This is a genomic window from Veillonella sp. R32 (assembly GCF_010093125.1).
Lineage (GTDB): Bacteria > Bacillota > Negativicutes > Veillonellales > Veillonellaceae > Veillonella_A.
This window is the reverse complement of sequence record NZ_NMZQ01000011.1, coordinates 1-12,740: the sequence shown is the minus strand read 5'-3', so window position 1 is coordinate 12,740 and position 12,740 is coordinate 1. Positions and strand designations below refer to the sequence as shown.

At 42.5% G+C, this 12,740-nt stretch carries 16 protein-coding genes; all 16 read left to right on the top strand.

Annotation, left to right across the window (positions count from 1 at the left end; genetic code table 11):
- Window positions 1-95: 95 nt before the first annotated feature.
- The 16 genes from sdaAB (at window position 96) to rplL (ending at window position 12,649) form a co-directional block, all read left to right on the top strand.
- Window positions 96-776 carry an L-serine ammonia-lyase, iron-sulfur-dependent subunit beta gene (gene sdaAB, locus VER_RS02935; protein ID WP_162099394.1) on the top strand — a complete coding sequence of 227 codons (681 nt, stop codon included), beginning with the start codon at window positions 96-98 and terminating at the stop codon, window positions 774-776.
- Entirely contained in the window at window positions 773-1,645 is an 873-nt protein-coding gene (gene sdaAA, locus VER_RS02930) for an L-serine ammonia-lyase, iron-sulfur-dependent, subunit alpha (protein WP_162099393.1), read from the top strand. Before sdaAB ends, sdaAA begins: the two co-directional genes overlap by 4 nt.
- A 158-nt stretch (window positions 1,646-1,803) precedes the next feature.
- Window positions 1,804-3,276: a CCA tRNA nucleotidyltransferase gene (locus VER_RS02925; protein ID WP_162099392.1), complete on the top strand. Its 1,473-nt coding sequence runs from the start codon at window positions 1,804-1,806 to the stop codon at window positions 3,274-3,276.
- 57 nt (window positions 3,277-3,333) lie between these two features.
- A complete protein-coding gene (locus VER_RS02920; protein WP_238390126.1) occupies window positions 3,334-5,247 on the top strand; it encodes a penicillin-binding protein in 1,914 nt (637 codons plus the stop codon).
- 12 nt (window positions 5,248-5,259) lie between these two features.
- Window positions 5,260-6,108 (top strand): bifunctional 5,10-methylenetetrahydrofolate dehydrogenase/5,10-methenyltetrahydrofolate cyclohydrolase, encoded by an 849-nt coding sequence (locus tag VER_RS02915; protein ID WP_162099391.1) that lies wholly within the window; start codon window positions 5,260-5,262, stop codon window positions 6,106-6,108.
- Window positions 6,086-6,427, top strand: a complete 342-nt coding sequence (gene hypA / locus VER_RS02910; protein WP_162099390.1) for a hydrogenase maturation nickel metallochaperone HypA — start codon at window positions 6,086-6,088, stop codon at window positions 6,425-6,427. Before VER_RS02915 ends, hypA begins: the two co-directional genes overlap by 23 nt.
- A 25-nt stretch (window positions 6,428-6,452) precedes the next feature.
- Entirely contained in the window at window positions 6,453-7,112 is a 660-nt protein-coding gene (gene hypB / locus VER_RS02905) for a hydrogenase nickel incorporation protein HypB (protein ID WP_162099389.1), read from the top strand.
- A 2-nt stretch (window positions 7,113-7,114) separates the two neighbouring features.
- Window positions 7,115-8,404: a hypothetical protein gene (locus VER_RS02900; RefSeq protein WP_162099388.1), complete on the top strand. Its 1,290-nt coding sequence runs from the start codon at window positions 7,115-7,117 to the stop codon at window positions 8,402-8,404.
- A 24-nt stretch (window positions 8,405-8,428) separates the two neighbouring features.
- Window positions 8,429-8,893, top strand: a complete 465-nt coding sequence (brxF, locus tag VER_RS02895) for a BREX-3 system P-loop-containing protein BrxF (RefSeq protein ID WP_162099387.1) — start codon at window positions 8,429-8,431, stop codon at window positions 8,891-8,893.
- A gap of 364 nt (window positions 8,894-9,257) precedes the next feature.
- Window positions 9,258-9,407: a 50S ribosomal protein L33 gene (gene rpmG, locus VER_RS02890; RefSeq protein WP_115310793.1), complete on the top strand. Its 150-nt coding sequence runs from the start codon at window positions 9,258-9,260 to the stop codon at window positions 9,405-9,407.
- Window positions 9,408-9,450: 43 nt separating this feature from the next.
- Window positions 9,451-9,675 carry a preprotein translocase subunit SecE gene (secE, locus tag VER_RS02885; RefSeq protein WP_115310794.1) on the top strand — a complete coding sequence of 75 codons (225 nt, stop codon included), beginning with the start codon at window positions 9,451-9,453 and terminating at the stop codon, window positions 9,673-9,675.
- An 11-nt stretch (window positions 9,676-9,686) separates the two neighbouring features.
- Complete coding sequence (gene nusG, locus VER_RS02880) at window positions 9,687-10,223, top strand: transcription termination/antitermination protein NusG (RefSeq protein ID WP_115310795.1); 537 nt, start codon at window positions 9,687-9,689, stop codon at window positions 10,221-10,223.
- Between the two features lie 104 nt (window positions 10,224-10,327).
- Window positions 10,328-10,753 carry a 50S ribosomal protein L11 gene (gene rplK / locus VER_RS02875; protein ID WP_006555621.1) on the top strand — a complete coding sequence of 142 codons (426 nt, stop codon included), beginning with the start codon at window positions 10,328-10,330 and terminating at the stop codon, window positions 10,751-10,753.
- Window positions 10,754-10,831: 78 nt separating this feature from the next.
- Window positions 10,832-11,542, top strand: a complete 711-nt coding sequence (rplA, locus tag VER_RS02870; RefSeq protein ID WP_115310796.1) for a 50S ribosomal protein L1 — start codon at window positions 10,832-10,834, stop codon at window positions 11,540-11,542.
- Window positions 11,543-11,721: 179 nt separating this feature from the next.
- A complete protein-coding gene (rplJ, locus tag VER_RS02865) occupies window positions 11,722-12,225 on the top strand; it encodes a 50S ribosomal protein L10 (protein WP_162099386.1) in 504 nt (167 codons plus the stop codon).
- A gap of 52 nt (window positions 12,226-12,277) precedes the next feature.
- Window positions 12,278-12,649, top strand: coding sequence for a 50S ribosomal protein L7/L12 (rplL, locus tag VER_RS02860; RefSeq protein ID WP_115310798.1), 372 nt, complete (start codon window positions 12,278-12,280; stop codon window positions 12,647-12,649).
- Window positions 12,650-12,740: the final 91 nt, after the last annotated feature.

Here is a 12,740-nt window from a genome sequence, read left to right as displayed (position 1 = left end):
ATAATACGAATTAAGGTGAGCCGCGGCTTTGCGATATATACTATAGAAGAAAAAGCCTTGTGACGGCGTGAAAACGTTTTCTGTAGGAGGACATAATGAGCAGTGTTTTTGAGATTATCGGGCCAGTGATGATTGGTCCATCCAGTTCGCACACCGCGGGGGCTGCGCGATTGGGCAAAATGGCGCGTTATATTTTTAAGGAACATATTGAACGCGTAGATTTAACATTATTTGGATCCTTTGCTAAAACCTATAAAGGTCATGGTACAGACCGTGCTTTGATTGGTGGTTTATTGGGCTTTGATGCAGAAGATGAACGTATTCGTGATGCTTTTAAAGCGGCAGCTAAAGGAAATTTACAGTATCAGTTTATTGAATCTGCCGAAGAAGGTGGTCATCCTAATGAAGTCCGTTTTGATTTATATGGTAAAGATGATTATCATATGACCATCGTAGGGCGTTCTCTAGGGGGCGGCCGTATTTTGGTGACTAATGTAAATTCGTTAGATGTGGAAATTTCAGGGGAAGATTACACCATTTTAACATTCCATCATGATTGCCCAGGGGTGATTGCGGCAGTAACCAGCCTATTAGGGCGGGCCGCTGTTAATATTTCGACTATGAAAGTATTCCGTAAACGTAAACACTGTGAAGCGGTTATGTTGATTAATACAGACTCGCCGGTGGAAGCGTGTGTAATGAGTGAAATTCAGAAGAATAAAGATATTTCTTCGGTGATGTATTTTGAACCATTGGAAAAGGCGGTAACAGAATGAGTTATTTATATGAAACACTAGCGGACTTGATGCATCTCAGCGAAACTCATGAGTTGCCAGTGTGGGAAATTGTAATTCGCGCTGAAATGGAAGCGACGGGCGAATCACGGGAAGCTATTGAAGGGGAAGCCCTTCGCCGGGTACAAATTTTTAAAGATTCAGTGGTAAATGGTATAGAAGACCGAAAACGTACTCTCAGTGGTATGTCTGGTGGTCAGGCTCATATTTTATTAGAGCATACCCCTCGTTTATTGAGTCCGGTTGCTTATAAAGCGTTGACTTATGCCATTGCGGTTAATGAAGCGAATGCTAAAATGTTCCGCGTAGTAGCTTGTCCAACAGCTGGTTCTTGCGGGGTTATGCCAGGTTGTATGTGCGCTGTAGGGGAAGAATTTGAAATGGATGATGCAGCGTTCTTGCGTGGTTTCTTTACAGGCGCTGGTATTGGTAATGTAATTACTAACCAGGCTTGTGTAGCTGGTGCTGTAGGTGGTTGCCAGGCTGAAGTTGGTTCCGCTGCAGCGATGGCGGCAGGTGCTATTGTAGCTATGCTAGAAGGCAATACAAAGCAGGTAATGAATGCTGTAGCTTTATGTTTGAAAAATGTATTAGGGCTTGTATGTGACCCTGTGGCGGGGCTGGTAGAAGTACCTTGCGTAAAGCGTAATGGTGTTTATGCTGTACATGCTTTCAGTGCAGCTGAGATGGCTATGGCTGGTTTAATCAGTCAGATTCCAGTGGATGAAGTAATTGACGCTATGAATCGTATTGGTCGCGCGTTACCAAGTACGCTCCGTGAAACTAGTGAGGGCGGGTTAGCTACGACTGAAACAGGTCGTCGTATTGCGGCTCAGTTACGAGATATGTAAGTGAATGCATCTTTACAAGGAAACTTGTGAAGATGCATTTTTTATATGCTAATTTGATATTAGCGGGGCTTTGATTTCTGTGAAATTGCCAGATGCTAAAGGATGAATTTGGTCAAGGTGTATGCTATAATAAACTATTATGAGAGAGGTGAGTAAGGATGAAATGGTTTACACGGTCAAAGCGAATATTACAGCCTAGTGGCCCTGTTTGGGCAGGGGCAGCTCGTATTTTAGAGACTTTGACAACAGCTGGGTTTGAAGCTTATGTAATCGGTGGGGCCGTTCGTGATCTATTGCTCCAGAAAGAACCTCATGATTATGATATTGTAACGCAGGCAAGACCTGATGAGATTATGGCCATTATGGCTAAGGCAGGCTATACGACAACGGGCGTAGTTGGTAAATCCTTTGGCGTAGTGGTAGTGACTGTCCCCGAAGGGTCCTATGAGGTGGCTACTTATCGCAAAGAGCGATATGGTGCTGACAGTCATCGCCCTGAAGAAGTGGTATATGCAGATTCATTAGTAGAGGATGTGCAGCGCCGGGATTTTACTGTTAATGGTATGGCTATGAGCCGAAGTGGTGAAGTAGTAGACCTAGTGGGTGGTTTAGATGATTTGAAAAATCGCACCTTGCGAACTATCGGTGAAGCGACGGCGCGCTTTCAAGAAGATGCGCTTCGCTTATTTCGAGCTTGTCGATTTGTAGGCAAACTTGATTTTTTACCACATCGCACTCTCTTGGAAGGGATGGCATCTAGTTTTGAACGAGTTAAAGGGTTATCTTTAGAACGAGTACGTCAAGAACTGGATGGCTTGTTATTAACGCCTGCGGTAGCTAAAGGCCTCGATGTTTTGGTGCAGTCAGGTCTAGGAGATTGCTCGTGTCGCGTATTAGTGGATGGTGTGTATCACGAAGTGCCTATTTTACCGGAACTTCATCATTTAGTGGGCTTGCCACAACAGCCAGAGTTTCATGCTTACGATGGTTGGGTTCATACGTTAGCGGTGGTGCAGGCGACGCGGCCCGATTTGACGCTACGCTGGGCTGCTTTGCTTCATGATGTTGCCAAGGGCGAAGAGGGAATTCGCGGTTTTAATAAAGGCCGGATTACTGACCGTGGTCATGATAAAGCAGGCGCTGAGATGGCGGAGGTTATCTTAACTCGCTTGCAGTATCCTAAGAGTCTTGTGAGTCGCGTGACTTGGTTAGTTAGTAGTCACATGCGGTTTCACTACTTTGTGAATAATGAAGAAGCGGATCCTTGGAAATGGATGCGTAAAGAAGCACAAAGTGGCACCTTCCGTAAAAGTAGTGAATTAAAAGAAGCCGTGCTTCAAATGGCGGAAGTGTGTGCCGCTGATGTTATTGGTTGTGGTCGCCCTTATAGTAGTACGGACGGCACATTAGCGTTTGGTGATTGTTTGGCCCACATTACAGAGTCTATGCCAATTCATACTCGTGATTTAGCGTATGGACCAGAGCTACCAGCACTACTAGGGGCTCAAACAGGTACAATTTTGCAGGAATTATTAGTTCAGGTGCGCAGTGGTCAAGTGGCGAATGAGCCAGCCGCTTTATTGGCGGCGGCAGAGCGTAAGTTGGCTCGAAAAGCGCATAAGGAGTTATAACCATTGATGATTAAAGGTGAAGAAAAAATAGCCTTTCGTGATAATATATCTAAGCTCATGTTCTTTGTGTTCGTGGCGGTAGTCGTATTGTTGGGGCGTTTGATTTGGTTGCAGGTAATCGATAAAACTACGTTAGACACTAAAAATTTAGATCAAGTGGAAACGAGCCGTAAATTACAGTCGCCGCGTGGTACGATTTATGACCGCAATGGCAATCCGTTGGCTATGAGTATGGTGACTCGGTCATTATATGCGGATCCAAAGATGATTAAAAAGTCGCCAGAAGAGATTGCTACCTTGATTGCACCTTATACGCGCATTAAGGAACCAGAGATTGAAAAGCGCTTAAAAGAAGATACCGCTTTCATTTGGCTAGACCGAATGATGGATCCTGATAAATCTAAAGCCTTAGCACAAGTGATGAAGGAAAATGAACTAGAAGGTCTAAACTTTGTTGAAGAAAGTCGCAGGTTCTATCCAAATGGTAATTTATTAGCTCAAGTGTTGGGGTTTGTAGGCACTGATGATAAAGGGCTAGATGGCCTTGAAATGGCGAAAGATGATATTATTCGTGGTGGCATTACCAAGGAATTAGTAGCCACTGACCAACATGGGAATGCTATTTTTGGCTCGGTATTGTCTAAGTTTTTACCAGAAAAAGAACGAAGCATTACGCTGACCATTGATACCACTGTACAGTTCATTGCGGAACGGGCTTTAGATAAAGTGATGGCAGAATCGAAACCAAATGGGGCTAGCATAATTATTATGGATCCTAAAACAGGGGAAATCTTAGCTATGGCTAATCGGCCTACCTATGATCCGAATCATTATGAAAAAGGCCGTGAGAACTCCTTTAAAAATCGGGCGGTTATCGATATATATGAACCAGGTTCTACTTTTAAACCTTTGACTGCTTCGGCGGCCTTAGCCTCTGGTAAGTGGTCTGTAGATACGGTATATAATGATACAGGCAGTATTAATGTGAGTGGTCATACCATCCAAAACTGGAATGGGGAAGGCTATGGCCATGTTAAATTGTTGGAAATTTTGAAGTACTCCATTAATACAGGGATGGCTCAATTAGGTATTACGACGGGTAAAACTGTGATGATGGACTATTTGAAGGCTTATGGTTTCGGCAAGAAAACGGGTATTGAATTACCGGGAGAAGCAGAAGGTCAGCTAATTCCTGAGGCGGATATATCACAATTAGACTTGGCTACCATGGCCTTTGGTCAAAGTGTGGCTGTGACGCCTTTGCAGATGGTGCAGGCCTTTGGGGCTATTGCTAATGGCGGTAAAATGATGATGCCACATATTATTAAGAGTATTAATAATCCTGATGGCAGTCCGGTAGAAACGGAACAGGTTAAAGAAGTGGGGCAACCAATTCCAGAAGACGTGGCAAAGACCATTTTAGGTATGCTTGAAAAAGAAGTGTCTGAAGGGGGCGGGAATAAAGCGTCCGTAGATGGGTACCATTTTGCTGGTAAAACGGGGACGGCCCAAAAATTAGATGCAGAACATGGGGGCTATTTAGATGGTCGTTACATTGCATCCTTTGTTGGAGTGGGCCCTGTGGAAGACCCACGTTTTGTGGCCCTTATTGTGATTGATGATCCTAATGGCGTATATTATGGCGGTCAAATCGCGGCGCCAGTCTTTAAGGATATTATGAGTCAGCTCGTTCGTTATTTTCAGCTCTCCCCTTCTGTTACGAAGGAGAAAGATTTACAAGGTAAGAATGAAGCACATAGACCAGCTAAACCAGCTGTGTCTAAAACGGATGATGGCATGATTATAATGCCGGATTTTACTGGTTGGACTACTGGCGAAGTGAAGGATTGGCTTCATGAAGCTGGTTTACAATTTGTACCTGATGGCACGGGCTATGCAATTGGTCAAGATGAGCCAGCAGGCACTGGTGTTCCTATAGGGGATGCAGTGACAGTATATTTTAAACGTTAAGGAGGATATGGCATGATGGAATTACGCGGTAAGGCGGTAGCAGATGCTCATAAGGCGGTATTAAATGAGCGACTCGTAGCGTTAGAAGCTAAGGGGATTGTATTGACCTTAGGCATCTTATTAGTAGGTGACGATAAAGCAGCGCAGATGTATGCTCATTTTATGGAAAAAACAGCGAAAAATGCTGGTTTTGCCGTTGATTTAGTGCATTTGCCAGCAACGGCTACCTTTGATGAAGTTGTTGCTGTGATTGACCGTTGGAATGAGTCGGACACAGTATATGGCGTATTGCCACTTATGCCATTGCCACCACAAATTGATCGGGAAGCGTTAATTGAGCGGTTGTCCCCTGAAAAAGATATTGATGGTTTAACCTCTAAAAATATTGGTTTAGCTAGTTCTGGTAAAGGTGGCTTTTGGCCTTGCACACCACGAGCTTGTATGGCTATTTTAGAACATTATCATATTCCTTTAGCAGGTAAAGAAGTGGTTGTGGTTGGCCGTAGTCAGGTTGTGGGCAAACCCGTGGCGTTGTTGCTATTAGAACAGCATGCTACCGTTACTCTTTGCCATTCTAAAACGGCTGATTTAAAGGCCCATTTACAGCGTGCCGACATTGTTATTGCCGCGGTAGGACGAGCTCATGTTATTACTGGTGATATGTTGAAACCAGGGGCTGTTGTTATCGATGTGGGGATTAATGATTTAGATGGTAAAACAGTGGGCGATGTAGATTATGAATCTGCTTTGCCCGTGGTTAGCGCGATTACACCGGTGCCAGGTGGCGTAGGTTCGGTGACCACCACTATGTTATTAGAAAATATTTATGAGGCGTATCATGCACGAAATGTCGATTGCTGAGGGAATTGTAGATATTGCCCTTCAGACCTTAGCCGCTAATAAAGGCCGGGTTATTCATGCTATTCAACTGCGGTTAGGGGTAATGTCTGGCGTTGAACCAGACGCCTTACAATTTTGCTTTGCAGCCGTCACTAAAGATACGGCAGCGGCTAATGCTACGCTACAAATTGAAATGGTGCCACTACGAGGGCGATGTCTTGACTGTGACTATGAATTTAGTGTAGCCGATTACGTTTTTAAATGTCCTCGTTGTAAAAGCATAGCGATTCAAACAATAACAGGACGTGAATTGCAAGTGGCATCCATTGATATGGATTAACGATATGGATTGAAGAAGGAAAATTATGGAAGTAACAGTAATGACCGATGTGCTTGCTAAAAATGATGCCATTGCGGCTGATTTGCAGCGCATATTTAAAGAAAAAAATATTTTTGTGTTTAATTTACTAGGCTCCCCTGGGGCTGGTAAGACATCTTTGTTGGAAGCTACGTTAAAAGAGTTATCGAAAGAGTATTCGTTAGCTGTTATTGAAGGTGATTTATATACGGCTAAAGATGCGGAACGAATTCATAAATTAGGTATCCCTGTACTACAAATTAATACGGTAGGGGGTTGTCACTTAGATGCTAAGATGATTGAAGATGCTCTTAGTGATTTAGATTTAGATGCTTTAGATATGATTATTATCGAAAATGTAGGTAATTTGGTATGTCCTGCTGAATTTGCTATTGGCGAAGCTATGAAAGTGACCGTCTTATCCGTTACGGAAGGGGAAGACAAGCCATTAAAATACCCTCTTATTTTTAAAGAGTCAAAAGCGGTATTGTTAAATAAAGTGGATTTATTGCCGTATATTTCTTTTGACAAAGAAAAGGCGCTGACTGATATTCATAATTTAAATCCTACGGCCGATGTATTTGAAGTAAGCTGTACGGCTAAAACGGGCCTAGACGATTGGACAAATTGGTTGCGTCAGCAAATTGATGCAGCGCGAAAGGGTTAATCATGAAGGGATTACAACGAAAACAACTAGGTTTAGTCCTCGGTGCCTTATTGTTAACATCACCAGTACTAGGGGGTGATGCGGATTTAGTGATGGATGCCAGTGATACTTGGGCTCCTGAGCGTGCCGCTATTAATAAGATGGCTGTTCGTTTAGCGGAAAGCTTAGAAGAGCAAAAAAGTGCCAATGCAGGGGTGGATTTAACTGCCATTGGTAAAAGTTATACAGCCGATACGTTAGAACCTTTGAATAGGAAAGATTTTCACCTTCGCGATTTTACCTTGGGCATGCCAGAACCAGCTTTGACAAATGAATCCTTGCGCCCTGCGCTTGGGGGAAATAAAATGGGTCAAGTGACTGGCGATTTTACGACCTATACTGGGGAGTCCGGGAGTTATACGATTTACACGGGACCCGCTTATTCAGCTACTGAAGGGACAAAGATTCTTCGCAAAGAAGGGCTGACCTATTCGTATATGCCTAAGTCGGTTACAAATATTCACATCACAGCTTCTGATATTGAAACGGAGCGTGGCGTTTCCGTAGGTAAAAGCCGTGGTACTGTACTATTTGCTTATGGGGCACCACAGGCGATGTGGCGTGACTTAAAAAAGGGAACCGTGTCCTTAATATATTCTTTTGATTCACGTAAAATATTTGTAAAAAACAAGCAGGAGTTTTCAGTTACGGTGGCGAAAGATAACAAGGTAGATACCGCAGTGTTGAATCCTGATAAGAATCAACCCATTACACACTACTTAGTGTTTACCTTAAAGGATAATAAGGTAAATGCCATCGACATGATTGATGGGCAAGTGTGGGGCCAACTTCGTTTACCAGCTGTTACGCCACAGTATTATCAAGCCAATCATTTGACAGATGATGATTTTTCGCTCATGGGGTACCGTGTGAATACACCTTTTGTAGCGGATCAAAATGAACAGTGGCAACAGCGGGGCTTCTTATATGGTGATGAATTTATCGCTTATGATGACATGTTGATTGGCTTTGACAAGCATCAAACGGTAGCGCGGGCCATGATTACTAAGAGCACAGCCCTTACGCGACGGGGCATATCGATTGGAGATAGTAAATACTTATTGTTATATCTCTATGGCATGCCAAGTACGATTGAAACTGACACAGGGGCTAATGGTGAACCTTTGATGGTATACACCTACAAGAATCCAGATTCAGCATATAGTTATCTATTGTTTACGGTAGGTGAAACAGACAATTTCATAAAAAGTGTAATGCTGTCAGACAGACCTAACAAAGATTTAAGTAAGTAGGCTTTCGGTAAAGGAGGATGACACATGGTAACAACACAGGACATTAAAGAACGATGGGAAACACTACAGAATGATGAAGAACGCATTCTGTTTGTAGTGGGTGGTCCAGGATCCGGCAAGAGTAAGTTGATTCGTGAGTTGGCTGAACAAGACGGCTGGAAGTACATTGAAGCAAAAGATCTTATTGAAGAAGAATTTTTGGAAGTGGCCCGTGATTTACGCCCTGATTTAGCGAAGGATGTTATGTGTAAAGCATTAAAGGCCTGTGGGTCTGATGTAATTTTATTGGATGGGGTAAATGTTTTATTTGCTCCCATTTTAAACTTAAAGCCTATTGAATTATTAAAAACAATTAGTCGTATGTATCCTATTGTTGTAGGATGGCGCGGCAAGTTTGATGGTGAAACTTTATTTTTAGAACATAATAATAATCCTACATACTTTTCGTTTAAAGTAGAAAAACCAGAACGAATCGTTACTATTGACTAATAGCGTGGTGAAACGCAGGAGCTGTAGCATGGAAAGAATAACAGCATGCTACAGTTCCTTTGCTTTTTTAGCTGATGTTTTCCTGTTGCTAACGTGAAAGTTCGTTGCTGCTAACGTGGGATTTAGTTGCTTTTAAGGTGACCTTGCATTGCTTTTGATGCGATATTTTGTTGCTATCTAATTTGTATTATTTTATTTGTTTTAGGTATAGACAGAGTGACTATAGTTTGGTATAATAAATCGTCAGGTAGTCGCCTGGCTTTTTTAAGTTGCCTAAAACTTGACAGGCTTGGCCTACTGTGATAGGCTATATTAGCATATGATGTTTTAACGGCAAGTTTATTTTGAAGTGAGGTGTATCCGGATGCGTAATGCAGTGACTATGGCATGTACTGATTGCAAACAACGTAACTATCAGACGAACAAGAATAAGAAAAATAATCCTGATCGTATTGAAATGATGAAATACTGCAAATTCTGCGGTAAACATACGTTACATCGCGAAACGAAATAATTCGTTTCATCCAAATTACCCGATGATTTAAGGATGTGAAATGATGGCAGGATCCAATTCTACAGCACCGCAGCGTCGTGGCGGCGTAGGCCGTATGGCGCGTGAAATGAAAGCGGAACTCAAAAAAGTAGTCTGGCCGACAAAAAAAGAGCTCATCAATTACACGATTGTAGTATTTCTCACTGTAGTATTCGTCGCTGCCTTAATTGGCATCGTTGATGCTATCTTTGGCGAATTATTCCAGTTATTGATGCGTGTTGTCGGATAGGAGGCCTTTCCGTGGAAGCAGAAAAGAAATGGTATGTTATTCATACTTACTCAGGCTACGAAAATAAAGTAAAAACTAATCTGGAACTGAAGGTTCAATCCATGGGGTTAGAGGATACGATTGGTCGCATTCTTGTACCCGTAGAGGATGAAGTGGATGAGAAGGATGGCGTAAAAAAAGTTGTTAAGCGCAAAATCTTCCCTGGCTACGTATTAGTAGAAATGGAAGTTAATGATCGTTCCTGGTATGTAGTGCGTAACACACCGGGTGTAACAGGCTTTGTTGGGTCTGCTACAAAACCGGTACCCTTATCTGATTCCGAGGTTGAATATATCCTCAAATCACAGGGGCTGGATCAAGCGCCAAAGCATACAATCGATGTCGTAGTAGGCGAAACAGTGCGCATTACTTCTGGTGCCTTTGAAGATAGATTAGGTACAATTACTGAAATCAATCACGAAAAACAAACATTGAAGCTTGATGTGGAAGTGTTTAATCGTGATACATCGGTAGAGGTAGATTTTTCTCAAATCGAGAAAGATCTTTAATATATACAATATAACTCTAAACTTTTTAGGCGGCTTGGTGGTCGCCAGTGGGAGGAAGTCATTCCGTTACCACCACATTTTGAGCGCAAGGAGGTGTAATCACCATGGCTAAAAAAGTTACAAAAATTGTAAAACTTCAGTGTGAAGCAGGAAAGGCAAGTCCAGCGCCACCTATCGGTCCAGCTCTTGGTCAGGCAGGTGTTAACATTATGGCATTCGTTAAAGAATTTAACGAACGCACAGCACAACAAGCTGGCTTAACAATTCCAGTTGTTATTACTGTATTTGAAGATAGAAGCTTCACGTTTGTTACGAAGACTCCACCAGCAGCTGTTCTTTTATTAAAAGCAGCTGGCATCCCTAAAGGATCTGGGGTACCTAACCGTGACAAAGTAGCAAAGGTTAGTCGCGATAAAGTTCGTGAAATCGCAGAACTTAAAATGCCTGACTTGAATGCAAATACTGTAGAACAAGGTATGCGTATGGTAGAAGGTACTGCACGCAGCATGGGCATTGTAATCGTTGATTAATTAGCGTACGACATGTGCTGATAGAGCACATATCGGTGGGAGGGAATTCCCGTTAAACCACATAAGGAGGATTTTAAGATGGCAAAAGTAGGTAAGAAATACGCTGAAGCAGCTAAACTTATCGAAGCAGGCAAATTCTACGAACCAGTAGAAGCTGTTGAGCTTGTTAAGAAAACTGCGACTGCTAAATTCGACGAAACTGTTGAAATCTCTTTCAACTTGAATGTCGATCCTAAATACGCTGATCAACAAGTTCGTGGTGCCGTTGTTTTACCTCATGGTACTGGTAAAACTAAACGCGTACTCGTATTTGCGAAAGGCGATAAAATTAAAGAAGCTGAGGATGCTGGCGCAGATTTCGTTGGCTCCGAAGAGTTAGTAGCTAAAATTCAGGGCGGCTGGAGTGACTTCGACGTTGCTGTAGCAACTCCTGACATGATGGGCCAAGTTGGTCGTTTAGGTAAAATTTTAGGGCCTAAAGGCTTAATGCCAAACCCTAAAGTTGGTACCGTAACAATGGACGTAGCTCGTGCTGTTAACGAAATTAAAGCTGGTAAAATTGAGTATCGTACTGATAAAGCAGGTATTATTGCTTGTGCAATCGGTAAAGCTTCTTTCGATGATGCAAAATTGCTTGACAATTACCGCACAATCGTTGATACTATTATTAAGGCAAAACCAGCTGCAGCAAAAGGTCAGTACATTAAATCTGTAACCTTGAGCTCCACAATGGGACCTGGTGTTCCTCTTAACGTATTCAAATTGACTACTGTTACGAAGGAACAATAATTATATATGTTCTCTTAGCTGTAGACCGCAGGTACGTATAATGGATGTAAATCCGCCCGCAGAGGCTGACACCGAATTCTATTATGGAACGGTTACGACCTCATCGCGTTGGTGGTGAGGTCGTTTTTACGCTAAGATAGTACATAGAGCATCACCAAAATCTATAAGGAGGTATTCTAATGGCTGTCACTACACAGAAACAGGCAATCGTTGCACAGATGAAAGAAAATCTTTCTGAAGCAAAGGGGGCCGTACTCGTTGGTTACCATGGCTTGACAGTAGCTCAGGTAACTGATTTACGCCGTAAATTCTTGGCTGAAGATGTAGAGTACAAAGTAATCAAAAATACATTGACTCGCATTGCAGTTAATGAATTAGGTATTGAAGGTTTCGCTGAACATTTGGAAGGTCCAACTGCGTTGGCAATTTCCAAAACTGATGCAGTTGCACCAGCTCGTATCATCGAAGACTTCATTAAAGACACTAAAACGGAAGCAATCGACGTTAAAGTTGGTCTTGCAGAAGGTAAATTACTTACTGCTGACGAAGTTAAAGCGCTTGCTAAATTGCCTAACCGCGAAGGTATGCTTTCCATGCTTCTTTCCGTACTTCAGGCTCCAATCCGCAACGTGGCTTACGCTGTAAAAGCTGTTTCGGAAGCAAAAGACGAAACTGTAGCATAATCAGTAATTTTTACATATTACTACAAAATATAATTAGTGGAGGAACTAAATCATGGCACTTAACATTGAAAACATCGTTGCTGAATTAGAACAAGCAACTATCCTTGAATTAAATGATCTTGTAAAAGCTATCGAAGAAAAATTTAACGTAACTGCAGCTGCTCCTGTAGCTGTTGCTGCTGCTGGCGGTGCTGCTGGCGCAGGCGAAGAAAAATCTGACTTCGACGTAATCTTGAAAGACGCTGGCGCTGGTAAAATCAACGTAATCAAAGTTGTTCGTGAAGCAACTGGTCTTGGCTTGAAAGAAGCTAAAGCTGTTGTTGACGGCGCTCCTGCACCTGTTAAAGAAGGTATGCCTAAAGCTGACGCTGAAGCTCTTAAAGCTAAATTGGAAGAAGCTGGCGCAACTGTTGAACTTAAATAATTTAAGCCCTGTGGCGTAATTATTAAGACAATAAGCTAATAGAAACCGCTCTCTTAGGAGGGCGGTTTTTTGGGCTCTTTGTCAAATTTTG

Bases quoted from the DNA above. Each gene is read 5' to 3' on its own strand.
- hypB (WP_162099389.1), top strand. From the start codon at position 6,453: ATGGAAGTAACAGTAATGACCGATGTGCTTGCTAAAAATGATGCCATT.
- brxF (WP_162099387.1), top strand. From the start codon at position 8,429: ATGGTAACAACACAGGACATTAAAGAACGATGGGAAACACTACAGAAT.
- VER_RS02925 (WP_162099392.1), top strand. From the start codon at position 1,804: ATGAAATGGTTTACACGGTCAAAGCGAATATTACAGCCTAGTGGCCCT.
- hypA (WP_162099390.1), top strand. From the start codon at position 6,086: ATGCACGAAATGTCGATTGCTGAGGGAATTGTAGATATTGCCCTTCAG.
- rplK (WP_006555621.1), top strand. From the start codon at position 10,328: ATGGCTAAAAAAGTTACAAAAATTGTAAAACTTCAGTGTGAAGCAGGA.
- sdaAB (WP_162099394.1), top strand. From the start codon at position 96: ATGAGCAGTGTTTTTGAGATTATCGGGCCAGTGATGATTGGTCCATCC.
- rplA (WP_115310796.1), top strand. From the start codon at position 10,832: ATGGCAAAAGTAGGTAAGAAATACGCTGAAGCAGCTAAACTTATCGAA.
- sdaAA (WP_162099393.1), top strand. From the start codon at position 773: ATGAGTTATTTATATGAAACACTAGCGGACTTGATGCATCTCAGCGAA.
- VER_RS02915 (WP_162099391.1), top strand. From the start codon at position 5,260: ATGATGGAATTACGCGGTAAGGCGGTAGCAGATGCTCATAAGGCGGTA.
- rplJ (WP_162099386.1), top strand. From the start codon at position 11,722: ATGGCTGTCACTACACAGAAACAGGCAATCGTTGCACAGATGAAAGAA.
- VER_RS02920 (WP_238390126.1), top strand. From the start codon at position 3,334: ATGTTCTTTGTGTTCGTGGCGGTAGTCGTATTGTTGGGGCGTTTGATT.
- rpmG (WP_115310793.1), top strand. From the start codon at position 9,258: ATGCGTAATGCAGTGACTATGGCATGTACTGATTGCAAACAACGTAAC.
- VER_RS02900 (WP_162099388.1), top strand. From the start codon at position 7,115: ATGAAGGGATTACAACGAAAACAACTAGGTTTAGTCCTCGGTGCCTTA.
- secE (WP_115310794.1), top strand. From the start codon at position 9,451: ATGGCAGGATCCAATTCTACAGCACCGCAGCGTCGTGGCGGCGTAGGC.
- rplL (WP_115310798.1), top strand. From the start codon at position 12,278: ATGGCACTTAACATTGAAAACATCGTTGCTGAATTAGAACAAGCAACT.